Origin of the sequence: Halorubrum sp. (assembly GCF_046498025.1) — an archaeon.
Taxonomy (GTDB): Archaea; Halobacteriota; Halobacteria; order Halobacteriales; family Haloferacaceae; genus Halorubrum.
The window spans coordinates 1-23,189 of record NZ_JAWOBM010000005.1; the positions used below are offsets into that span (position 1 = coordinate 1).

General features: G+C 70.9%; 21 protein-coding genes and 1 other RNA gene. 5 read left to right on the plus strand and 17 right to left on the minus strand.

All coding sequences use genetic code 11. The features are described from left to right. Nucleotides 1-235 precede the first annotated feature (235 nt). Nucleotides 236-517, plus strand: a complete 282-nt coding sequence (locus R6U01_RS00595; protein WP_410284518.1) for a hypothetical protein — start codon at nt 236-238, stop codon at nt 515-517. A 4-nt stretch (nt 518-521) separates the two neighbouring features. Here R6U01_RS00595 and R6U01_RS00600 read toward each other — a convergent pair whose 3' ends face one another. The 11 genes from R6U01_RS00600 to btuC form a co-directional block, all read right to left on the minus strand. Continuing rightward, nucleotides 522-1,061, minus strand: a complete 540-nt coding sequence (locus tag R6U01_RS00600; RefSeq protein ID WP_410284519.1) for a CBS domain-containing protein — start codon at nt 1,059-1,061, stop codon at nt 522-524. Between the two features lie 86 nt (nt 1,062-1,147). Continuing rightward, entirely contained in the window at nt 1,148-1,522 is a 375-nt protein-coding gene (locus R6U01_RS00605) for a DUF555 domain-containing protein (RefSeq protein WP_410284520.1), read from the minus strand. 98 nt (nt 1,523-1,620) lie between these two features. Then, a complete protein-coding gene (locus tag R6U01_RS00610; protein WP_410284521.1) occupies nt 1,621-2,619 on the minus strand; it encodes an isocitrate/isopropylmalate family dehydrogenase in 999 nt (332 codons plus the stop codon). After that, a complete protein-coding gene (locus R6U01_RS00615; RefSeq protein ID WP_410284522.1) occupies nt 2,620-3,237 on the minus strand; it encodes a 3-isopropylmalate dehydratase small subunit in 618 nt (205 codons plus the stop codon). Further along, nucleotides 3,237-4,697, minus strand: a complete 1,461-nt coding sequence (gene leuC / locus R6U01_RS00620; protein ID WP_410284523.1) for a 3-isopropylmalate dehydratase large subunit — start codon at nt 4,695-4,697, stop codon at nt 3,237-3,239. Before leuC ends, R6U01_RS00615 begins: the two co-directional genes overlap by 1 nt. Further along, a complete protein-coding gene (gene ilvC, locus R6U01_RS00625) occupies nt 4,697-5,752 on the minus strand; it encodes a ketol-acid reductoisomerase (protein ID WP_410284524.1) in 1,056 nt (351 codons plus the stop codon). The genes leuC and ilvC overlap by 1 nt, the downstream gene beginning before the upstream one ends. 21 nt (nt 5,753-5,773) lie before the next feature. After that, nucleotides 5,774-6,460 carry an acetolactate synthase small subunit gene (gene ilvN / locus R6U01_RS00630; protein ID WP_410284525.1) on the minus strand — a complete coding sequence of 229 codons (687 nt, stop codon included), beginning with the start codon at nt 6,458-6,460 and terminating at the stop codon, nt 5,774-5,776. After that, nucleotides 6,457-8,283 (minus strand): biosynthetic-type acetolactate synthase large subunit, encoded by a 1,827-nt coding sequence (gene ilvB / locus R6U01_RS00635; RefSeq protein WP_410284526.1) that lies wholly within the window; start codon nt 8,281-8,283, stop codon nt 6,457-6,459. The genes ilvN and ilvB overlap by 4 nt, the downstream gene beginning before the upstream one ends. Nucleotides 8,284-8,707: 424 nt before the next feature. Further along, on the minus strand, nt 8,708-9,868 hold the full coding sequence (locus R6U01_RS00640; protein WP_410284579.1) for a LeuA family protein: 1,161 nt from the start codon (nt 9,866-9,868) through the stop codon (nt 8,708-8,710). A 383-nt stretch (nt 9,869-10,251) separates the two neighbouring features. Further along, complete coding sequence (locus R6U01_RS00645) at nt 10,252-11,616, minus strand: ATP-binding cassette domain-containing protein (RefSeq protein ID WP_410284527.1); 1,365 nt, start codon at nt 11,614-11,616, stop codon at nt 10,252-10,254. Continuing rightward, nucleotides 11,613-12,779, minus strand: coding sequence for a vitamin B12 ABC transporter permease BtuC (gene btuC, locus R6U01_RS00650; RefSeq protein ID WP_410284528.1), 1,167 nt, complete (start codon nt 12,777-12,779; stop codon nt 11,613-11,615). Before btuC ends, R6U01_RS00645 begins: the two co-directional genes overlap by 4 nt. A 62-nt stretch (nt 12,780-12,841) precedes the next feature. Between btuC and R6U01_RS00655 the strand changes: the two genes are divergently transcribed. Then, the gene (locus R6U01_RS00655) at nt 12,842-14,005 is read left to right on the plus strand and encodes a PGF-CTERM-anchored ABC transporter substrate-binding protein (protein WP_410284529.1); all 1,164 of its coding nucleotides are present in this window, start codon (nt 12,842-12,844) and stop codon (nt 14,003-14,005) included. Between the two features lie 63 nt (nt 14,006-14,068). Here the strand turns inward: R6U01_RS00655 and R6U01_RS00660 are convergent, their stop codons facing one another. The 3 genes from R6U01_RS00660 to ligA all read right to left on the minus strand — a co-directional run bounded on the left by R6U01_RS00660 (nt 14,069) and on the right by ligA (nt 17,681). Then, complete coding sequence (locus R6U01_RS00660) at nt 14,069-14,803, minus strand: MBL fold metallo-hydrolase (protein WP_410284530.1); 735 nt, start codon at nt 14,801-14,803, stop codon at nt 14,069-14,071. 58 nt (nt 14,804-14,861) lie between these two features. After that, nucleotides 14,862-15,743, minus strand: a complete 882-nt coding sequence (locus R6U01_RS00665; protein WP_410284531.1) for a hypothetical protein — start codon at nt 15,741-15,743, stop codon at nt 14,862-14,864. A 78-nt stretch (nt 15,744-15,821) separates the two neighbouring features. Then, nucleotides 15,822-17,681, minus strand: coding sequence for an ATP-dependent DNA ligase LigA (gene ligA / locus R6U01_RS00670; RefSeq protein ID WP_410284532.1), 1,860 nt, complete (start codon nt 17,679-17,681; stop codon nt 15,822-15,824). 115 nt (nt 17,682-17,796) lie between these two features. Here ligA and R6U01_RS00675 point away from each other — a divergent pair, with 115 nt between their 5' ends. After that, complete coding sequence (locus R6U01_RS00675; RefSeq protein WP_410284533.1) at nt 17,797-19,365, plus strand: hypothetical protein; 1,569 nt, start codon at nt 17,797-17,799, stop codon at nt 19,363-19,365. Nucleotides 19,366-19,401: 36 nt separating this feature from the next. Here the strand turns inward: R6U01_RS00675 and R6U01_RS00680 are convergent, their stop codons facing one another. Next, nucleotides 19,402-19,818, minus strand: a complete 417-nt coding sequence (locus R6U01_RS00680; RefSeq protein ID WP_410284534.1) for a thiol-disulfide oxidoreductase DCC family protein — start codon at nt 19,816-19,818, stop codon at nt 19,402-19,404. Nucleotides 19,819-20,044: 226 nt separating this feature from the next. On the opposite strand from R6U01_RS00680, the gene R6U01_RS00685 reads away from it, so the two are divergent. Beyond that, nucleotides 20,045-21,673: an HTTM domain-containing protein gene (locus tag R6U01_RS00685; RefSeq protein WP_410284535.1), complete on the plus strand. Its 1,629-nt coding sequence runs from the start codon at nt 20,045-20,047 to the stop codon at nt 21,671-21,673. 99 nt (nt 21,674-21,772) lie between these two features. Here the strand turns inward: R6U01_RS00685 and ffs are convergent. Together ffs and R6U01_RS00695 are read right to left on the minus strand one after the other, a co-directional pair. Next, an RNA gene (ffs, locus tag R6U01_RS00690) (signal recognition particle sRNA) lies at nt 21,773-22,084 on the minus strand. Nucleotides 22,085-22,134: 50 nt separating this feature from the next. After that, on the minus strand, nt 22,135-22,542 hold the full coding sequence (locus R6U01_RS00695; protein ID WP_410284536.1) for a hypothetical protein: 408 nt from the start codon (nt 22,540-22,542) through the stop codon (nt 22,135-22,137). Between the two features lie 141 nt (nt 22,543-22,683). On the opposite strand from R6U01_RS00695, the gene R6U01_RS00700 reads away from it, so the two are divergent. Continuing rightward, nucleotides 22,684-23,142, plus strand: coding sequence for a hypothetical protein (locus tag R6U01_RS00700; RefSeq protein ID WP_410284537.1), 459 nt, complete (start codon nt 22,684-22,686; stop codon nt 23,140-23,142). Nucleotides 23,143-23,189: the final 47 nt, after the last annotated feature.

Here is a 23,189-nt window from a genome sequence, read left to right on the forward strand (position 1 = left end):
ATCTCCGAGTTCACCGAATCTCTCGGTGAATAGGAGTAACGGCTGGTTGGCACAGCCATCGACGTTCCTGTTTGACAAGGAAACTGGTGCGTTTGCACCTCAAGAACAGGTCACGTCGTAAACCACAATATCCCAACCCAGCGGCACGGTGCCGTGGGAATCCTCGCGCTTCAGCGCGGGGAGGATGTCAATCGCGACCGCCGTCTTATGATCGCGAGGGGCGTAACCCACTTCGATGACCGACCGATCCGAGTCGACCGAACCGGGCGTCGCCGAGGGGGACGACGGGAGCGACGCGACCGGTCGCGAGCCGTCGGCCGACGGCGTCGACCGCGAGGTGCCGGCCGACGGCGACCGCGATCCGTCGAGCGACGGCGACGACGAGCCCGAACCCGACGGATCGGACGAGTCGGATCACTTGGCCGGCATCGAGGCCGGCGCGGGCTGTACGGAGATCTGGGAGCACCTCTCGGAGCGGCGGGAGGCCGAACGGAGGCGGACGGAGCGGAGCGAGTAGCCTCCTACGACAGGTGTGCGGCGATGTCCGCTTCGGTGATGATCCCGACCGTCTCGCCGCCGTCGGTGACCATCACGGCCTTGTAGTGGTCCAGCAGGTTCCGCACCTCGTCGACGGTCGCGCTCGGTGCGACCGTGGGGAACGACTCGCTCATCACCTCGCTGACCGGGTGGTCCCCGACGTTCTCGCCCGCGTGGACCACGTCGCCCTGACTGATCGAGCCGACCGGCACCCCGTTCTGCAGCACTGGCAGCTGCGAGTACGCCTCCTCTTCCATCAGGTCGACCGCCTCGCGCACCGCGTCGTCCGGCGCGACGCTGATCACCGTCTCGTTCATCAGGTCGCTCGCGCGCACCACTTCGCCTTCCGCCTCTTGGAGGGCGTTGACGATCCGGCGGAGCGTCGAGAGCCGCGGGTCGACGTCGCCGCCCTCGATCCGGGCGATCAGGGGCTGTGAGACGTCCGCCTCGTCGGCCAGCTCGCTCTGGGTCAGCTCCAGCGTTGTCCGCCGCTCGCGGAGGTCCTGTGGCGTCGGGAGTTCCATACACCGAATAACTCCGGGTTATTAGAAAAGGTTTCGGCGGCGACCGATATCGCGGCGGCGGTCGGGCGCCCCCCGACCCGCAAGCCTTACTCGCCGCCGCGGTCGTCGTCCTCGTCGCTCTCCGTCTCGATGATCTCGATGACCTCGAGGGGGACGTCCCGCAGCGCGCCGCCGACCTCGCTCTTCGCGATCCGCTCCGCGTGTTCCTCGCTGTCGGCGTTGAAGATGTCGATCTCCAAGAGGAGGCCGACCAGCGCCGTGTTCGCGGCGAGGAACGCCGCGTCGAACGGCTCGCCGCAGGCCGGACAGCCGGTGACGCCGGGTTCGACCTCGACGTACTGCTTGTCCGTCTCGTTGAGTCGCTTGCCGGCTTCGCTGACCGCGACGCCGATGGCGTCGTCGGTCTCCTCGACGTCACGGACCAACCAGGCTGCTTCCATCGCGACTTCGTAGTTGCTCATGTCCGGACGGACGGGCCGCAGGGTTTCCTTTCTTGTGGTTTGCGGACGATCGCTCGGGGCGGATCCTCGACTCGACCGGACGCGCGACGTGCTCGCGCCTACACCCGGTCGACGATCGCCGCGGTGACCTCCTCGGTCGTCGCCGACCCGCCGAGATCTCCGGTGCGGGGGCCGTCCGAGAGCACGCCCTCCACGGCGTCCCGGACCCGACCGCCCTCGTCGTCGTACCCGAGGTACTCCAACAGCATGGCCGCCGACAGGATCGCCGCCGTCGGGTTCGCGACTCCCTGGCCGGCGATGTCGGGCGCGGTGCCGTGAACCGGCTCGAACAGCGCGTTCTCGTGTCCGACGTTCGCCGACGGGAGCAGGCCGAGCCCGCCGACGAGCCCGGCCGCCAGGTCCGAGAGCACGTCGCCGGCGAGGTTCGGGCAGACGATCACGCCGTACTGGCTCGGGTCCAGCGGGAGCTTCGTCGCGAACGCGTCCATCAGCTCCTCGTCGGCGTCGACGCCGCGCTCTTGGGCGACAGAAAGCACCTCCGCTCGGAACCGCCCGTCCGTCTCGCGCATCACGTTCGCCTTGTGTGCGACCGTGAACCCGTCCTCGGGGCCGCCGGCGGGACCGCGTCCGTCCTCGACGAACTCGCAGGCGTACTCCGCCAGCTCGCGCGAGGCGGAGGACGTGACGACGCGCGTCAGCGTCGAGAGGTCCGCGGAGAGCCGGTCCTCGTGGCCGGAGTAGACCCCCTCGGTGTTCTCGCGCAGGAACACAACGTCCGTCTCCGGACGGAGCGCGTCGACGCCGGGATACGCCGTGGCGGGCCGCACGTTGACGAACGAGTCGACGGCGTCCCGCAGCGGGAGGATGACGTCGGCGGCGGTCTCCCCGGCCGCGCCGAACAGGGTGGCGTCGGCGTCTGCGGCCGCTTCGTACGTCTCCGCCGGAAGCGCCTCGCCGGTCGCCTCCTCCGTCGCGTCGCCGGCGTCGGCCGCGACGAACTCGAAGCCGAGGTCGAACGCCTCCAGCACTTCGACGGCCGCGGGGACGACCTCCCGGCCGATTCCGTCGCCCTCGATGACGGCGATCGCCTCGCCCATTCAGTCGTCACCCTCGACGTACGGGAGCCCGTCGACGGTCGCGTCGACCTTGCTCCGATTCGAGTACATCAGCGCGGTCGTGTCCCAGATTCCGTCGACCAGCGCCTCCCGCATCGCGTCGTCGACGTCGACGTCGATCGTCTCGCCGCCGTAGGTGACGGTCTTCGCCTCGACGTCGATCTCGATGTCGCCGTCGGGGTTGTCCTCGATCCACTTTTGCAGCGCCGTGACCGTCTCGTGGTCGGCGGTGACCGCCGGGATCCCGAGCGACTTGCAGTTGTCGCGGAAGATCTCGGCGTACGACTCGCCGACGACGCCGTCTATCCCCCACCGCATCATCGCCTGCGGCGCGTGCTCACGCGAGGAGCCGCAGCCGAAGTTGGAGTTGACGACCGCGATCGACGCGCCCTCGAAGCGGTTGAGCGGGTGGTCGTTGAACTCGCCGTCGTCGTCCCGCCGGGCGTCGAAGAAGAGGTAGTCCGCCATGTTGTCGAACGTGACCTCCTTCATGAACTTCGCCGGCAGGATCTGGTCGGTGTCGACGTCGTCGCCGGGGATCGGCACCCCGGTACCGGAGACCGCGGTGATGTGCTGTTCGCCCGCGTCGTTCGCGCTCATCAGTCCGCCACCTCCTCGACGCCGCCGGCGCCCCCCGTCGGCCCGTCGTTCAGGTACTCGCGGGCGTCGGCGACCTCGCCCTCGACGGCCGCGGCCGCGACCATCGCGGGACTCATCAGGACGGTGCGACCGTCCTTCGACCCCTGCCGCCCGATGAAGTTCCGGTTCGAGGAGGACGCACAGACTTCGTCGCCCTCCAGGGCGTCGTCGTTCATCGCGAGGCACATCGAGCAGCCGGCGCGACGCCACTGGAAGCCGGCGTTGATGAACACCTCGTCGATGCCGCGCTCCTCGCACTGCTGGCGCACGGTCTCGGAGCCGGGGACGGCCAGCGCGCGGACGCCCTCGTCGACCGTGTTCCCCTCCAGCACCTTCGCGGCCTCCTCGAAGTCGGAGAGGCGGCCGTTCGTGCAGGTGCCGAGGAAGGCCACGTCGACGTCGTAGCCGAGCATCGACTGGCCGGGTTCGATCTCCATGTGCTCGAGCGCCTGTTCGGCCGCCTCGCGGTCCGTCCGGGCGTCGAAGTCGTCCGGGTGCGGGACCGCCTCCGAGATCTCGATCACCTGTCCCGGGTTGATCCCCCAGGTAACCAGGGGGTCGATCCCGTCGGCGTCGATGGTGACGACGTCGTCGTACTCGGCGTCCTCGTCCGACGCGACCGACTCCCAGTACGCCTTCCGCTCCTCGAACGCGTCGCCCTCGGGGACGTACTCTCGGCCCTTCAGGTACCCGTAGGTCGTCTCGTCCGGGTTGATGTAGCCGGCGCGGGCGCCGCCCTCGATGGACATGTTACACACCGCGAGCCGGCCCTCCATGTCGAGCGCCTCGATCGCGGGGCCGCCGTACTCGTACACGTGGCCGACGCCGCCGTCGACGCCGAGCTCCTGGATCACCTTCAGAATCACGTCCTTCGCGTAGACGCCGTCGCCGAGCTCGCCCTCGACGTTGACGCGGCGGACCTTCTGTTTGTCCGCCGCGATACAGCCCGTCGCGAGCACGTCGCGGATCTGGCTCGTCCCGATGCCGACGCCGATGGAGCCGAACGCGCCGTGCGTCGCCGTGTGGCTGTCGCCGCAGGCGACGGTCATCCCGGGCTGGGAGAGCCCCAGCTCCGGGGCGACGACGTGGGTGATCCCCTGCTTGCCGGACTCGAAGCCGAAGAAGGTGATCCCGCTCTCGCTCACGTTGCGTTCGAGCGCGGAGAGCATCTCCTCGGCCTGGTCGTCGGCCAGCGGTCGCTCGCGCTTGTCGGCCTCCGTGGGCGCGATGTGGTCGGTCGTCGCGAACGTCTGGTCCGGATACGCGACGTCGAGCTCGCGCTCGCGCAGCATGCCGAACGCCTGCGGGCTCGTCACCTCGTGGACGAGGTGCAGGCCGATGAACAGCTGGTCCTGGCCGTTCGGGAGCTCGGTGACCTTGTGGCGCTCCCACACCTTGTCGTACAGCGTCCCCTCGCTCATCAGGCCGTCACCTCGGCCGACTCCTCTTCGTCGCCTTCTTCCTCCTGCCACGCGAACAGGCCGCGCAGCTCCTCGCCGACGGCCTCGATCTCGTGGTTCTTCTCGGCGTTGCGCAGCTGGGTGTACGCCGGCCGGCCGGCCTGGTTCTCGGAGATCCACTCTCGGGCGAAGGTGCCGTTCTGGACCCCTTCGAGGACCTCTTCCATGTTCGCGCGAACCTGATCGTCGATGATCTCGTCGCCGCGGGTGAGCCCGCCGTACTCCGCGGTGTGTGAGACGGAGTCCCACATGGCGCCGAGCCCGCCCTCGTACATCAGGTCGACGATGAGCTTCATCTCGTTCATGCACTCGAAGTACGCCATCTCCGGGGAGTACCCCGCCTCGACGAGCGTCTCGTACCCCTGCTTGATCAGCGAGGCGATGCCGCCGCAGAGGACGGCCTGCTCGCCGAACAGGTCGGTCTCGGTCTCCTCCCGGAACGTCGTCTCGACGACGCCGGCGCGGGTGCAACCGATCGCGGCCGCGTACGCGAGCGCCTCGTCGTGGGCCTCGCCCGTGGCGTCCTGGTACACCGCCAGCAGCCCGGGCGTCCCCTGGTCGTTCTCGTAGTTCCGGCGGACGATGTGGCCCGGCGACTTCGGCGCGATCATCGTCACGTCGACGTCCTCAGGCGGCTGGATCTGGTTGTAGTGGATGTTGAACCCGTGCGCGAACTGGAGCGTGTCGCCGGGTTCGAGGTTCGGTTCGATCGCGTTCTCGTAGACGTCCGCCTGGACCGTGTCGGGGAGGAGGACGCTCACGATGTCGGCGGTCTCGGCGGCCTCGGCGGGCGTCGCCACCTCGAGCCCGTCGCTCCGGGCGGCCTCGCGCGAGGAGCTGTCCTCGCGGAGCCCGACGATCACGTCGATCCCGCTCTCGTTGAGGTTCTGGGCGTGCGCGTGTCCCTGCGAGCCGTAGCCGAGCACGGCCACGACCTTCTGGGCGATCGCTTCGCCGTCCGCGTCTTCGTCGTAGTATACGTTGGATTCGACCGTCTGCATGTCGTTGTCGCTCATTGTGTATCGTGTGTAACTGCGTCAGCTGTCGTGGGTCGTCGGTTCGCCGGCCGTTCCGGGTTTCTCTCCTGGCGCGGTCGGGGTGTTCCCGCGCGCGAGCGCGGTCGGCCCCGTCCGCGCGATCTCGACGATGCCGAACCGCTCGAAGGCGGCGATCGCGTTGTCGATCGCGGACTTGTGTCCGGTGAGTTCGACGGTGACCGTCTCGGAGCCGGCGTCGACCGTCCGGCCGTCGTACATCTCCGTGACCGCCTGCACCGCGGCCGGGTCCTCGCCCCGCACTTTGAGGAGCACGAGCTCCGAGGTGACCGCGTCGCCGGCGACCTCGCCGACGGAGATGACCGGCTTCAGCTTCGCCATCTGCTTCTCGATCTGGTCGATGCCGGGGTCGGTCTCCTCGACGACCATCGTGATCCGCGAGTGGCTCTCGACGGTCGTCGGCCCGACGGTGAGGCTCTCGATGTTGAACTGCCGGCGGGAGACGAGTCCCGAGACGCGCGCGAGCACGCCCGGCTCGTCCTCGACGAGCGCCGAGATGACGGCGCGCCGCGAGTCGTGTTCGGCCTCGACGACGGGGTCGATCCGTATCCCCTCGAGGTTCCGGCGCCCCTCGGGGTGCGTCCGCTCCTCGGGGCCGGGCTGCTCGCTCGGCGCGGGCCGCGAGTCGGGCTCGGGCGCGCCGCCGGAGGCGGTGGAGTCACCGCTCATAGCTGGTCCTCCGCGGTGGCGAACTTGCCGTTCGCACCGCCGCTCGGCACCATCGGCAGGACGTTCTCCTCGGGGTCGATGTGGAAGTCGATCACCGCGGGGCCGTCGTATTCGAGGGCCTCCTCGACGGCGGGGGCGACCTCGTCGTAGTCGTCGACACGGAGCCCGAGGGCGCCGAACGCCTCGGCGAGCTTGTCGAACTCGGGCATCCACGTGTAGTCGGAGGCCATGTGCCGCCCCTCGTAGAAGGCGTCCTGCCACTGGCGCACCATGCCGATGTATTCGTTATTGAGCACGGCGATGGTGATATCGAGGTCCTCGCGGACGGCCACGGACAGCTCTTGCATCGTCATCAGGAAGGAGCCGTCGCCGTCGAAACAGACCACGTCGCGGTCGGGCTCGCCCATGTTGTTCGCGGCGACGCGCGCGCCGACCGCGGCGGGCACGCCGTACCCCATCGTCCCCAGACCGTGCGAGGAGACCCACGTCCGGGGCTCCGTGTACGTCCAGAACTGGGAGGCCCACATCTGGTGCTGGCCGACGCCCGTCGTGACGATGGTGTCGTCGTCGGTCGCCTCGTCGAACGCCTCGACGACGAACTGCGGCTTCAGCGGCTCGTCCTCGGGCGCCGTGTACGTGAGCGGGTACGTCTCCTTCCACTCCGCGCACCGCTCGCGCCACGACTCGGCGTCGGGCGCCTCGCGGACCGCCGCGGTCAGCTGGTCGAGGACGCGCCCCGCGTCGCCGATCAGCGCGTGGTCCGCGTAGACGTTCTTCGAGATCTCGGCCGGGTCGATGTCGACGTGGACGACCTCGGCCTCGGGCGCGAACGTGTCGATCCCCCCGGTGAGCCGGTCGTCGAACCGAGTGCCGACCGCTATCAGGCAGTCGGTGTGGGTGATCGCCATGTTCGCGTAGCCGGTGCCGTGCATCCCGGCCCACGAGAGGCAGAGGTCGTCGTCCTCGGGGAACGAGCCGATCCCGGGCATCGTCGTCGTCACCGGGATCCCGTACGTCCGCGCGAACGTCCGCGCGGCCTCGCTCGCCTCGGCCTTGATGACGCCGCCGCCGAACAGACACAGGGGCCGCTCGGCGTCCTCGATCGCGCGGGCGGCCGCCTCGACCGCGTCGGCGTCGGCGTTCGGGTCGGGGTCGGTCCCGGCCGGCGGCGCCGCCGGACCCGGCGTCCGGTCGGTCTCGTCCTGCGTGACGTCCTTCGGGAGGTCGACGAGCGTCGGTCCCGGGCGGCCCGCCCGCGACAGCTCGAACGCCTCGCCGACCGTGTCACCGACGGTGTCGGCGCCGCCCGCGAAGTAGTTGTGCTTCGTGATCGGGCGCGTGACGCCGACGGTGTCGGTCTCCTGGAACGCGTCGTTGCCGACGAACTCGGTCGGCACCTGCCCGGTCAACGCGAGCATCGCGTCCGAGTCCATATCGGCGTCGGCGATCCCGGTGACGAGGTTCGTCGCGCCGGGTCCGGACGTCGCCAGGCAGAGCCCCGGTTCCCCGGACACGACGCCGTACGCGTCGGCGGCGTGGGCGGCGCCCTGCTCGTGGGCCATGGTGACGTGGTCGATCGACGAACTGTACAGCGCGTCGTAGACGGGCATGATCGCGCCGCCCTGGACGCCGAAGGCGGTCTCCGCGCCGGCCGCTTCGAGGGCGGCGACGACCGACTCCGCGCCTGTCGAGACCGGTCCCGCGGCGGGCGTCTCGTCGGCCTCGTCGGCCTCGGCGGCGTGGGCGGCGTCGTCGACTCCCTCCGGCGGCTCCTCGGAGCCCTCGGGGTCGTCTTCTCGTGTGTGTGCTGCTGTGTCGCTCATTGTCGTGGTCGTGTTCGATGTGGCATCTCGCGCGCGTTGTGGTTCGGTCCGAACGCCGGCGCGGCGGGCGGACGGCGGTCCGCTCGCTGGCGTTCGTCGGTACGTCGAGTCGGTGAGGAAGGGGTTGTGTAGGGGCTCAGACCCCTACGATGATCGGCGCGGCGGCTCCGGCGACGTCGGCTGTCGTCGGAACTGCGGTGTGCCGTCGCATCTCGCCCGAACCAACGGAGTCGTGGTATAAATCCCTGTCGGGACGCTGACTCCGCCGAACGGCCGAACGTCCTGCACCGGGTCGTAGTCCCGCACCGGGTCCCGGTCGCGTACCGGGTCGTCCCTGACCGGGCCGTGACGAACCGGACCGCGGGGAGCGCCGCCGGTTGAGACGGCGGTCGCTCGGCGGGCTCCCCGGTCAGGGGAACGGCCATCAGACCCGGACCTCCTCCTCGCGGTCGACGCCGACCTCCTCGGCGAAGCGCTCGACGTCGCCGGCGGTCACCTGCCGCTTGCCGGCGCCGTACTCCTTGACGCGTTTGGTGACGTGCCGGACCTCGCCGTCGCTCGGGTCGAAGCCGGCCTCCACCATGTGCTTGCGCACGCTGTGGGTGCCGGTGTGTTTGCCTAAAACGAACTCGCGCTCGGCGCCCACCATCTCCGGGGTCATCACGCCCGTCTCGAAGGTGTCGGCGTTCTCGATGACGCCGGCGGCGTGGATGCCGGACTCGTGCGCGAACGCGTTCCGTCCCGTGATTGGTTTGTTCGCCGGGACCGGGATGTCCGAGGCCTCCTCGACGATCCGGGCCAGCTTCGTGATCTGGGTCGTGTCGATGCCGGTGTCGACGCCGTACACCGACTCGACCGCCATCACGACCTCCTCGTAGGCGGCGTTGCCGGCGCGCTCGCCGATCCCGTTGACCGACACCTGCGCCTGCTCGGCGCCGTTCTCGAAGCCCATGATCGCGTTGGCCGCGGCCATTCCGAAGTCGTCGTGGGTGTGGACGTCGACGCGCGCGTCGGTGGCGTCGACGACGGCCTTCACCGTCTGGCCGAAGCTGCTCGGCATCCCGACGCCGCAGGTGTCGGGGATGTTGATCCAGTCGGTGCCGGCGTCCGAGACCGCCTCGACGATGTCGATCAGGTAGTCGGGGTCGGTCCGGGTGGCGTCCATCGGCGAGAACATGCACTCGACGCCGGCGTCTTTCACCTGCTCGACGGCCTCGACGGCGCGCTCCTTCGCCTCCTTGCGGGTCGCGTGCATCGAGTCCTCCAGCTGCACGTCGCTGGTGGACACGAACACGTGGACCATTCCCACGCCCGAGTCGAGCGCGGCGTCGATGTCGCCCTCGACGACACGCGCCAGCCCGCAGACGGTGGTGTCCGTCGCGGCGGCGATGTCGCTCACGGCCTCGAACTCCGCGTCCGAGTTCACCGGGAACCCCGCCTCGATGACGTGGGTGTTCATGTCGTCCAGCGTCGCCGCTATGCGGCGTTTCTCGTCGTAGCTGAACGACGTCCGTGGTGACTGTTCTCCGTCTCGTAACGTCGTGTCGAAGATCCGTACAGGACCGATTTCGATGTTAGAAGCTATCGTGCCCTGGAAGAACTCGATCCGCCGGGGTGTCCGACGAAGCCTCCGTGATGTCTGTCATCGACTGACGACAGAACGGTCGAGGACTTAACGCTTGTGGAGATCACAAAAACGGTTCCTCGACGACAGGTTTAGCCGACTCCCGACGCCGAAAAATCGCCCGACATCAACGTCCTGGTACATCCTTATATTCATGATATGCACACGAACGCGCGGCGGGGATCTCGTTTCGAAACCACGTTAATAAGGGAAATACACGTTCGTTTCGTTTCGATCGCGGCCGGCGCGCGCCGTCCCGGCGGCGTCGCTTCGCCGGCCGGTCGCCGGAGACCTCGCTCGTCTGAGACCGGGGGCGACCGTCGCCAAATCGATTCCGACCGTTCTCAGTCCTCGCGCTGGCGATCCCGGTCGCCGAGTTCGCCGACCGCGTCGAGCAGATCGTCGGCGTCGACGTCGCCGTTGACCTCGACGAGTCGGTCGGCGGCCGCGAGGACGGCCGCGTTCGGGTCTGTCCGCTCGCCCGCGTCCCGACTCGCGCCGCCGCCGACCGCGACCGCCGCGTCGGCCTCTCGCGCGAGCCGGACGGCGGCCGCGCGCGTCTCCGCCTCGACCGGCTCGAACGCGGGGGCGGCGACGACCGCGGCGTCGGCGTCGCGGGCGGTCTCCGCGGTCGCGTCGCCCTCCGAGACCACGCCGACCGAGAGATCGTGCCCCGCGGCCGCCAGGCGGGCGACCACCCGGGAGCCGCTCCGACCCGTCCCGACGACGTGGAGGCGTTGCGAGTCGGAGTCGTCGCGACCCGCGTCTACGGCGTCGAAGGCGGTCACCGCGGGCGTCCCCGTCGCGGGATTCCGCCCGACGAACGCCTCGGCGTCGAAGGCCGTCCGCAGCGCGTCCGCGGTCAGCACCTCGGGCGGCGGGCCGGCGGCGTGGACGCCGCCGTTCGCGAGGACGACGACCCGGTCGCAGTACCGGGCCGCGGCGTCGAGGTCGTGGATCGCCGCGAGCGCGCCGCGGCCGTCGTCGACGAGGTCGCGGACGAGTTCGAGGGTGCGCACGGCGTGGTTCGCGTCGAGGCTCGCCGTCGGCTCGTCGAGCAGCAGCGCCGGGGTCCCCTGCGCCAGCGCCCGCGCGAGCAGGACGCGCTGGCGCTCCCCGCCCGAGACCTCGGTGATCGAGCGGTCGGCGAAGCGCGCGACGCCCGCCGCGTCCATCGCCTCCCGCACCGCGCGGTCGTCGGCGGCGCCGTGGCCGTCGAACCGCCCGAGGTGCGGGGTCCGCCCCATCTCCACCACGTGGCGCACCCGGAAGTCGAACGCGAGGCCCGTCTCCTGCGGGACGCTGGCGACGCGGCGGCCAGCCTCCCGCGCGGAGAGGTCGACGGCGCGATCGCCGGCGAGTCGGACCTCCCCCGAGTCGGGCGCGAGCGTCCCCTTGATCGCCCGGAGCACCGTCGTCTTCCCCGCGCCGTTCGGACCGACGAGCCCGACGAGCTCGCCGCGCTCGACCCGGAGGTCGACGCCGGAGACGACCGGCACGTCGCCGAACGACACCGACAGACCGCCGACCTCGACGAGGGGGTCGCCGTCGGTATCGGTGGTCGGAGGGCCGACGGTCGAGTCGTCGGCCGGGTCACCGCCCGGATCGCCCGTCGCGTCGTCTCCGCCCGGATCGCCGGTCGCGTCGTCTCCGCCCGGATCGCCGGTCGCGCCGTCCCCGTTTCCCTCCGCGGTCGGGTCCGCGCTCACAGCTCGTGCACCTCCCGGTTCGAGAGCAGGTAGATGAAGAAGGGCGCGCCGACCGCGGCGGTGACGATGCCGACCGGGAGCTCCGTGCTCCCGGCCCGGGCGACCGTGTCGGCGGCGACGAGGAACGACCCGCCCGCGAGCGCCGCGGTCGGCAGCAGCACCCGGTGGTCGGGCCCGACGACCAGTCGGAGCATGTGAGGGACGATCAGGCCGACGAAGCCGATGACGCCGGCGAAGGCGACGCCCGCGGCCGTGATCAGCGCGGAGGCGCCCAGCAGGACCCGCTTGGTGCGCTCGACCGCGATGCCGAGCCCGCGCGCCTCCTCCTCGCCCAAGAGGAGGACGTTGAGGTCACGGGCGTACACCAGCAGCAGGACGAAAAGCGGCGGCACCACGACCGCCGTCGCGGCGACCTCGCTCCACGACGCGCCGGAGAGGTGGCCCATCAGCCACGCGACGATCCGCCGGAGCGACTCGCCGGCCTGTAGTTGGAGGTACGAGATGACCGCACCGAGGAACGTCTGGACCGCGACGCCCGCGAGCAGGAGGGTCGCCACCGGCGTCCGGCCGTGCCGCGTCGCGATCGCGTACACGCCGAACGCGGCCGCGAGCGCTCCGACGAACGCGAAGAGGCTGACGCCGGCCCCGTACGAGAGCCCCACGTCGACCGCGCCGATCAGGGGGACGGTCACGGTCGCGGACAGCGCCGCGGGGAAGACGATGAACGCGACGGCGCCGACCGCCGCGCCGGAGGAGACGCCGATGATCGACGGGTCCGCCATCGGGTTCCGGAAGAACCCCTGCATGACGGTGCCGGCCGCCGCCAGCGCGAAGCCGACCAGCGCGGCCATCAGGATCCGGGGCAATCGGACGCCGACGACGATCTGGGCGTGGACGTCGTCGACCGGGTACGCGAACGGCGAGGTGTAGGTGAGATCGACTCCGGGCAGGGTCAGCGGGCCCACGCCGGGGAGTCGGAGGGTACCGACCGCGGCGCTCGTCGTCTCCACGCCGGCCGGCACGCTCACCGCGTTCAACACCGCCTTCGCGACTTCCGCGGGCGGGATCCGGACGGGACCGATCCCGGCGCTTACCACGATCACGCCGACGAGCGCGGCCGCTAGCCCCGCAGACCAGAGGGACGCCCGTGTCCAGGCACTCATTCGTTCTCCAACAAAACTTGTAGTAGGTAAATACTTATTGGACGAGATGCGTGGTCGATCCGATGCGAACCAGGTACGTGATCGCGGTGGCCCTGCTCGTGACGACCGCCCTCGTGGGCGGCGTCGCGGGCCCGGCCGCGGGCGCACAGCCGACGACCGAATCGCCGACGCTCGAGTCCCCGACAGCCGGGTCGAGCGTCCACCAGACGGACGACGCGTGCGGGTTCCCGCTGGAGATCACCGACGCGACCGGGACGACGGTCACGCTCGACGAGCGGCCCGACCGGATCACGACGACGAACCCGTCGGCCGCCCAGACCCTCTGGGAGATCGGCGCGCGCGACCGCGTGGTCGGCCTGACCCAGTACGCCGCGTACCTCGACGGGGCCGACGAGCGGGCGAACGTCTCGGCGGAAGGGTTCGGCGTCAGCGTCGAGCGCGTCGTGGACACCGAGCCGGACCTCGTGCTCGTCCCGAACGCGTCGTCGGCGAGCACGGCCGAGACCCTCCGCGACCAGAACCTCACCGTCTACCACTTCTCCGAGGCGACCTCCATCGAGGACATCGCGGAGAAGACCGAGACCACCGGTCGCCTCGTCGGGAACTGCGAGGATGCCGCCGAGACGAACGAGGAGATGAACGACTCCGTGGCTGCCGCCGAGGAGCGGACCGCCGACCTCGACCGCCCCGACGCGCTGTACCCGCTCGGCGACGGCTACGTCGCCGCGGACAACACCTTCATCAACTCGATCATGGAGGTCGGCGGCACGAACAACGTCGCGGCCGCGGAGGGCGACGGCTACCCGCAGCTCTCGAGCGAAGTGATCCTCCAGACCGACCCCGAGCTGATCCTCGTGACGACGTCCGACGCGGCGATCCTCGAGGAGGAGCCGTACGCCAGCACGACCGCCGGTACCGAGGGGAACTACGTCGTGATGAACGTCAACTACCTCAACCAGCCGTCCCCGCGGAGCGTGATCGAGTCGACGACCACGCTCTCGACCGCCGTCGAGGAGCTCCAGACCGAGAGCGACGGCGAGGACGGTACCGACGACGGAACGAACGAGACCGACACCGACGACGGAACGAACGAGACCGACACCGATGACGGAACGAACGAGACCGACACCGACGACGGGGCGACCGGCGACGAGGCGCCCGGCTTCGGCGTCGTCGCCGCGCTGATCGCCGCGGTCGCGGCGGCGCTGATCGCGCGGCGCCCGTAGCGGGGAGAGGACCCGATAACGCGAGGAACCGGAAACAGAGACCGCGCTCGACGCCGGCGACCCCTACTGGTTCGCCGACCGGGCGTCCAGCGCGACGGGGATCGACCGGGCGGCGACGTCGCCCGCGAACGCCTCCCCGTCCGCTTCCAGCAGTTCGAAGGTGTCGTAGTGGATCGGGACGACCAGGTCCGGGTCCATCCGCTCCGCCAGCTCCGCGCTCGCGTGCCGGTCGGAGACGATGCCGCCGCCGCCGATGTTCGCTAAGAAGATCGAGACGTCCAGCTCCGCGAACGCGTCGAGCGCGTCCGAGTCGCCCGGCCAGAAGACGGTTCGGTCGCCGAGCCCGAGGAGGAACCCGCAGCCGAACCCGGGCGGATGCGTCACCGAGCCGTCGGGACCGGCGTTCGGTCCCTCGGGGTCGTTGTGGGCCGCGACGGACCACACCGCCACGTCACCGGCGGGCGTCGCGACGTCGACGCGCGACTCGTCGTCGACGCGGATCACGTCGAAGTCGTCCGCGAGCGAGTCGATCGACTCCACCTCGCGGTCGATCCCGGCCGGGTCGACCGCCTCGTAGATCACGAGCGTCGCGTCCTCGTCCGCGACCGACCGGATACCGTCGGGGTCGTAGTGGTGGTCGTGGGTGACGACGACGAGGTCGCCGTCGCGCGCCCAGTAGTCGTCGAGGACGCCGTACCGCCCCGGGTCGGTGTACGCGACCGGACCGCCGTCGGGGGCGAGCCGCGCCGTCGCGTAGCCGAGCCACTCAACCGCGAAGTCGTCGTAGCGGACAGTCATGACTCCCGTTCCGGCCGCGGGCGTCTTGAGGGTGGCTATGCGAGGCTGACGACGGGGGCTACGCGGGATCGACCGCGTCGACGTGGATCAGGTCCCACGCGTCGTCGAGGGCGGGTCCGTCTCCCTGGACGTCGCTGGCTTCGCCCTCGCCGCAGACTCCGGCACCCAGATCGGGCGCGAACGCCGGGCCGAGGACGTGCTCCGGCACGATCGGCATGGGGATCGGGACGTACCCCGCGGCGCGCATCGGCGCGAAGCCGCTGGCGCTCTCGACGACCGCGCCGTCGGCGCCGCGCCGCACCCGGAACCGCTTGTCGTCCGGATGCCGGCTGTACGCGTACGGGAACGCCTCGGCCGGCGGGTCACGGAGGCTCTCGACCCCGGCGAGGACCGCGACGACCCGCCCGTCGACCTCGCAGACCAGCCGCGGGACGACCGGGCGACCCGTCTCGTCGACGGCGGCGGCGTCGATCCCCGGCCCCGCGGGCACCGGCCCGACCGGCGTGTCGGTCTCGCGCCACGCGAACGTCGGCTCCCCGAGCCCCTCGAACCGAATACAGGCGTACCCGCCGCCGACGATGGGGATCCGGTCCGGGCCGGCGTGGAACGTCCGGCGGCCGTCTCGCTCGGCGACGAGCAGCGGGGGGTCGGCGAGCAGCGACCGCACCGCCTCGGCGGTCGCGTCGTCGTCGACGACGAAGCAGGCGCGGCGGTCACGGTCGAGCGCGTGCGCGAGCCGCGAGACGATCACCGTCGCCGTCGCGTCGTCCGGCGTGAGCGGCTCGACCGCGAGGGGCGCCCCGCCGCCTCGGGGAGTCGCCACCGCCGGGGGCTCGGCCCGCGTCTCCGGGTGCGCGACCTTGTATCCGTCGTCGTCGAGCCGGGTCGCGGCCGCGTCCGTCAGCCGCCGTCGCGTCGCGTCCCCGAGCGGGCCTGGCATACGACACCGTACGACCCCGAAGGTCAAGGGGTTTCCCGTGAGGCGTCCGCGACCGACCGAGCGAATATACTTAAAAAGTCAGGCCGAGTCGTCGGCGAGCCGCGCGACCCGGTCCAGCGAGTCGGCGTCCGCGACCGACTTGTCCTCGCGGACGCCGACGAACCGGGGGAACCGCAGCGCGTAGCCCGACGTGTACGTCGGCGACGTCTGGATCTCCTCGTAGCCGACCTCGACGACGACCGCCGGGCGGATCGAGAGATCGGTGCCGTCCTCGCTCACCACGTGGGGCTCCAGCCGCTCGGTGAGGTCGGCGAGCGCATCGTCGGTGAGGCCGGTCGCCACCTTCCCGACCGTGGCGAACTCCTCGCCCGCCTCGTCCGCGCGCACGCCGAGCAGGAACGTCCCGAACAGCTCAGCGCGGCGCCCCTCGCCCCACTCCGCCCCGACGACGGCCGCGTCGAGCGTCTCCACGTCGGGCTTGCGCTTCAGCCACTCCCGCCCGCGGTCGCCCGGGGTGTACGCCGCGTCCGGATCCTTCAGCATCACCCCCTCGTGGCCCGCGTCGAGCGCGGCCGCCTCGGCCGCCTCGATCGCCGTCGCGTCGCTCGCGACCTCGAGCGTCGCGGCCGCGTCCGGCAGGACGTCGACGAGGCGGTCGTGACGGGCCCGGAGCGGCTCGTCGAGCAGGTCCGCGCCGTCGGCGTGGAGGCAGTCGAAGGCGTGGAGCCGGAGCGAAACCTCCTCGCGCATCCGGTCGACGTCGTGCTTCCGGCGGAACCGCCGAAGCACCTCCTGGAACGGCAGCGGGTCGCCGTCGTCGTCGACCGCGACGACCTCGCCGTCGAGGATGACCGGGACGTCGACCCGGGCAGCGACGCGCTCGGCGATCTCCGGGAGCGCCTCGGTCACGTCGTCCATGTTGCGGGAGTAGAGCCGCGGGCCGAGCCCCTCGTCGGCGGATCCGTCGCCTCCGTCACCGTGCCCGTCGTCGGCTCCGGGCACGTAGTGTACCTGCACGCGCGCGCCGTCGAACTTCGTCTCGACGGCGACCTCGCTGAACGACTCGACCGCGTCGGTCGCCGTCCCCGCCTGCGCGAGCATCGCCTGCACGGGGCGTCCGACGACGAGCCCCTCCGCGCGGAGGCCGGCGCGACCCTCGTCGCGCGCGCGGGTCGCGACGCGACCGTAGTCGTTCGTCACTTGGAGGGCGCGCTCGACGGCCGCGAGGGCCTCGTCGTCGGCGCGGAGGGTCGGCCCCTCGTCCCGTCCCTCGTCGTCGCCCTCGCCCGCTTCCTCCGACGGCGGCGCGAGGAACGCCTCGGCGACCGCGTCTCGGACGGTCCCCTCGCCGACCCCGACCCGCATCTCGCCGAGCACCAGCCGCGCGAGGTACTTCGCCTCCGTTCGGTCACACCGATTGAAGAGGCCGAACAGCGCGTCGAGCTTGCGCGACTCGCTGCCCTCGCCCGACGCGCCCGCGAGCTCCCGCAGCGACGCGTCGAGCTCGGCGACGGTGAGCGCGTCGCGGCCCTCGCCGAAGGCGGCGAGGCCCCGCTGGCCGCCGAAGTCGTATCCCTCGGCGACCGCGCCGATGTCTCCCGCCGACGCGAGCCGGTCCTCGACCACGCCGGCGGTCACGTTCGGGCCCGCGGCGCGGGCGATCGCCTCCCGGCACAGCGCCGGGCCGACGTCGAGCGTCCGGGTGTCGTGCGCCGGAAAGACGCGGCCGAGCAGGAACCGGGTGACCGTCGCGAGGTCGTCGGTCTCGTTCGGGTCGGCGTCGTCGTCCGGAGCGTCGGTCCCGCCCGGGTCGGCGTCGGTCCCGCCCGCTCCGTCCCCGGCCGCCGCGAGCAGGTCGGCGACGGCGAGCGTCGTCCCGATGTCGCCCGACTCGGCCGCGATCCGCTCGGCCCGCGCGGCGAACGTGGCGAACTCCATGCGCGAGGTCGGCGATCGGCGGGCAAAAGCGCGCCGATACGTCGCCCGTGCCGGTGATCCCCACGCCGCCGATCGGCCGCAGGCCTTTTTACGAGCCCGACGCGTCGACCGACGCATGAGCACGGAGTCCGCCCTCGCAGACGGCGTCCGCGAGGCGCTCGCCGTCGACCCCGACGAGTTCGCCGCGCGCGTCGAGGAGGAGGGTGAGATCGTCAAACAGGAGCTCCGCGACGGCTCCTTCGACAACCACCAGTCGATCGTCGGCTTCGAGTACGAGTTCTACGCGGTCGCCGACGGCCGGTGGAGCGAGGAGTCCCGGGCGGGCGAGTATGCCCTGATGCGCGTCCCGCGGCGACTGCTGGAGCTGATGGGCTTCGAGAAGGAGCTCGGCCTCCACAACGCCGAGATGTCGACGAGCCCGCAGCCGCTCTCCGACCACGGGCTCCGGGCGCAGCTCGCGGAGGTGCGGGCGCGGCTGGAGGCGGCGGAGAACACCGCGGGCGTGGAGGGGATGCGCCTCGTCTCCGACGGGCTCTGGACGATCCCCCCGACCGGCGAGACGGCCCGCGGGTACCTCACTGACAGCGTCGACGTCGACGGCGTCACCGTCGCGGTCAACATGAGCGACGCGGTCCGGTACCACGCGATGGCGAACGCGGACGCCGACGGGCGGCGCGGGACGGTCCTCGAGGCGCCGGGGGTGTCGCTCGAAGCGGACACCGTGATGCCGGAGAGCCTCATCACCTCGATCCAACCGCACTACCAGGTCGCGCAGGCCGAGACGCTCCCGCGGCACTTCCGGTACGCGCTCCGGATCGCGGGGCCCCTGCTCGCGCTCGGCGTCAACTCTCCCTTCTTCCCGCCGGACCTGTACGACGACGGCTGGGACGGCGAGCGCGTCCTCGCGGAGGGCGCGGCCGAGAACCGGATCCACGTGTTCGAGTCGGTGCTCAACGAGCGGACCGACGGCGACAAGGTCCGGTTCCCGCGCGACGTCCGCGACGTCGAGACCGCGATCGACCGGATCGTCGCCGACGAGGCGCTCATCCCCATGCCGGAGCCCGACGGCACCGATCGCTTCGACGACGCGTTCGCCACCTTCCGGACGAAACACGGCAGCTACTGGCGGTGGGTTCGCCCCGTCTTCGAGGGCGCGAGCCGGTCGAGCGCGAACGCCCGGATCGAGTTCCGCCCGATCGCTGCCCAGCCCACCGTCCGCGACTCGATCGCCTTCCAGGCGGCGTTCGCCGGGCTGATGCAGTCGCTCCCGCAGCGGGACCACCCGGTCATCGGCCTCGACTGGGAGACCGCCCGCGACAACTTCTACGCGGCGGTCGCCGACGGGCTCGACGCCCGGATCGAGTGGATCGGTCGCGACGGGGAGCCGACGACCGACACCGACGCGGTGTACGCGGACCTCCTCGATCACGCCGAGGCCGGGCTCCGGACCGCCGGCTGCCCCGAGGAGGAGGCGGCCTCGTGGCTCGCGCCGCTCCGGTGGCGCGTCGCGAACCGGACGACCCCGGCGAGCTGGAAGCGAGCGCGGGTCCGCGCCCGCCTGGACAACGGCGACGACTTCGAGACCGCGGTCCACGACACCCAGCGCGAGTACATCGACCGACAGTCCGAGACGCTCGTCGAGGGCGGCTTCTCCGCGTGGAAGGACAGCGGCGACGCGGCGTAGACGGACCGACAGAGCCGTCCAGCCCCTCGTCGCCGGTCAGTCCAGAAACCGCGACTGGACGTCGCCGGACGGCATCATGCAGCGGTCTTTCTTGCCGAACCACCGGTATCGGTGATCGGCGACGAAGTCGTAGACGCGGTCGCGGACCGACCGCGGGAGGTACCGAAACGGCGAGAGGAGCCGGTAGACGCCACCCAGTCCGGACGCGATCTGGATGATCGCCGCCGACTTCACGTAGCTCTCCCCGTCTTCGATCAGGACGACCGACTCCAGCTCGTCGCTCGGCAGGTCGTGTTCGGCCAGCAGCGCCTGTCCGACGTCGGACTGGAGGGAGGCGAACCGGTACTTCTCGTCCGTGTCGCGCGGGAGAACGAACTGCACGAACCCGCTACAGAGGTTGCAGACGCCGTCGAAGAGGATGACCGCCTCGCCGTCCGGGATCTCCGTGGACATCGGATGCCGTGTGTACAGGCTTGTCACAGTTTACGGTTCCGATCGCGACGTCTCGTCGCCTCGATCCGGTCCGCACGCGGCCAGACGGCACGCGGGCGGTCGGCGTGCGATCAGCGTAGTCTACGGATAAGCGAGGCGAGTGTTTCGGGGCTTGACCCCGAGGCGGTTCACACCAAGCTTATGACAGTCTAGCTGAGATTCGTGCTACGCGACAGATATCGAAATCATGACTCGACAGCCCTCCACCGACACCGCGCGATCGCGACTCTCGGACACTCTCGATCGACTTTCGGCGGCGCTCGCGGCGCGAGTCGCGGTCGACCTGCGCGCGCTCGCGGCCTTTCGGATCGGGCTCGGGGCGCTGTTGCTCGTCGATCTCGCGCTGCGTTCACGTTCGCTGACCGCCTTCTACACCGACTCCGGCGTCCTCCCGCGACGGGCCTTCTACTCGGACTACTCGACGAGCCACACGCTGTACGCGTTCTCCGGCGAGCCGTGGGCCGTCGCGCTGCTGTTTGCCGTCGCGGGCGCGTTCGCTCTCGCGCTGATCGTCGGGTACCGAACCCGCCTCGTGGCGGTCGTCTCCTGGCTGCTTCTGCTCTCGTTGCACGCCCGGAACCCGATGCTGTTGAACGCGGGCGACAGTCTGCTGCGCATGCTGCTCTTCTGGAGCGTCTTCCTCCCGATGGGCGCGCGCTGGTCGGTCGACGCGATCGGTCGGGCCGACGCGTCGAGCGGGGCGGGAACGGCGACCGACTCCCCGACGCCGGGCCCCTCCGTGGCGACCGTCGCGACGATGGCGGTCCTGCTGCAGATGCTAGTGATGTACGCGACCAACGCCGTCCACAAGCGGGGGAGCGAGCTCTGGACGAGCGGCGAGGCGGTCGTGTACATCATGCAGGCCGACCACTTCACGTACCTGTTGGGCAACCACCTCGCCGGGTTCCACGGTCTGCTTCGCGGGATCACCGTCCTGTGGGTCGCGCTGCTTTTCGCGTCGCCGCTTTTGATCTTGCTCACCGGGATTCCGCGCGCCGCGCTCGCCTCGCTGTTCGTCGGAATGCACCTCGGCATGGCGGTCACGATGCCGATCGGCCTCTTTCCGATCGTCGTCGTCGTCGGCTTCCTCCCGTTCTTCCAGACGCCCGTCTGGGACGCCGCCGAGCGCGCCGTCGCCCGCCTGGGCTGGTCGCCGGCACTCGCGCGCTGGCGCGCCCGTCTCGAGTCCCGGGCGAGGGCGTGTTCGTCGCTCGGCGCGTCGCTCCCTCTGCCAACTCTCGCGGGGCGCCTCGACGCCCTCCGCAGCGCCGACCGCGCGACGAGCCTCGCGCGCGGACGCGCCCTCTTCTCGACGGTCCTGCCGTACGTCTTCCTCGTGTTGATCCTCCTCTCGAGCGCGCAGGCGGTCGACTACGCCGAGGCCCCTGACCCGGCCGAAGACGTCCTCGATGTCGTCGAGATGGACCAGTCCTGGCGGATGTTCGCACCCGAGCCGACCCGCACTACCCGGTGGTTCGTCGCGTCCGGGACCCTCGAAGACGGGACCGAACGCGACGTGTTACGCGACGCGTCGGTCGATTTCGACCGCCCGCCGCGGGCGGACGCCACCTACCCCTCCGCGCGCTGGCGGAAGTACCTCTCGAACGTCTACTCGACCGACAACGAAAACCACCGCTCGTACCTGGCGAACCACCTCTGTGACGACTGGAACCGCACCCACGAGACCGGCGTCGAGACCGTCACCGTCTACCGGCTGTACGAGCGGACCGACCCCTACAACGGGACGGTCGAGGCCGAGGGCACGGTCGAGGCGATCGAGTACGAGTGCTCGGGCGAGTTCGTCCAGAACGAGTGAGTAAAACGGGTCCCGCGGCGAGTCGGCGTCGGTCGATTGCCCACGCGGACAGCGGGCGTTCGACGCGGCCGCCGCTCGTCGAATGAAAACGGATATGAATGGCGGACAGGCGGGGTGGCCCGGCGTTCCGGCACGGGGTATCCCGATTGCCTTCTCCACCCCGCGACCCGACGAGCGACGGGCGTTCGGCGGTGGGCTGCTCGCTTCCGCGCCTGACCCGGTGTCGCCGACGAACCGCGACGGACCGCTCCTGCGAGCGGGCGCCACGGACCGCTGTCCCCGGCGGACGAGGCTTCTACGTTGGCTCTCGGGGCCCGCGCCGGTCAGACCGGACGCGCCCGCTGTTCGGTCCCCGCTAAAGACTACCTCACGGGTGGCGAGCGGGGCCTAACCGCCCGACCTAGTCCGTTTGGTACTACTCGGGTGCGCCATAAGGGCCTTTCGTTCGGCGGCTCTTCTCCCTACGACAGCAGCGCCCGGGCGTACACCCCGGCGGAGACGGGAATGGGGATCGACACGGCGACGACGGCGGGCGCGTGCCACCGCAGCCAGCGGTAGTCGGCGAACATCGTCGTCGGCTCCACGGAGAGCGCCCACGTCACCGCAGTGAGCGTCGTGGCGGCGCCGAGGATCACCGCGACCCCCGCGAGCGTTCCGGGGTCGAGGTTCCCCCGTTCGACGGAGGCGACGACGACGGCGCTGAGGAGCGCGAACAGCGCGATCCCGGCGGCGCCGAGCGTTCCGGCGGCGTAGTATCCGGCGAGCTGCGTCGCGTACCCCGACACGAGCGCGTACGGGGCCGCGAGCACGACCACGGTGACGACGCCGGCGGCGATTCCCGTCCGGCGCGAGATATCGCGGAGGTCCATGTCCGAGGGTGATCCGGCACGGCGGTAAAAGGACCGGATCGACGGCGGGGCCGTCCGGCGGTCTCCCCGCGCCGGCGACGGCGCCCTCCCCCCGCGCCCGAGCCCCGTACCGTTTTGGGCCGCGGGCGCGGAGACGGAGGTATGTCTCTCGACGTCGACCCGCCGGAGCCGCCCGAACTCGCAGCCGTGGACCCGAACGAGTACGAGGACGCGGAGGTCGCCGGCGGCGAGTACCGCCGCGACGAGCTCGAAGCCTTCCTCCGCGAGGGCGCGTGGGAGGAGGCGTTCGACGAGTGGGCCGCCGGGAGCGACATGGACGAGGCGGACTGGCGGATCGCCGTCGACCTCGGGCTCGTCTCCCGGTTCGACTTCTTCTGGGACGACTTCGCCGATCGCGTCGGCTACCACGCGCCCGGGCTGCCGGAGGACTGGAAGGAACGGGACCTCCATCCCGACCTCGACTCGTGGGGGACCGTCTCCGCGATCAACGCGGGGCTCACGGAGCTCGGTCAGATCGTCTGTGAAACGCTCAAAGAGGAGTACATCGACTGGGAGGCGGAGTTCGAGGCGCCCGACGACCTGCCTGACTTCGACGAGTAGGGCGCGGCGCGCGCCGGTGCCCGCTCCGCTCGCCGCGCCCGCCGCCC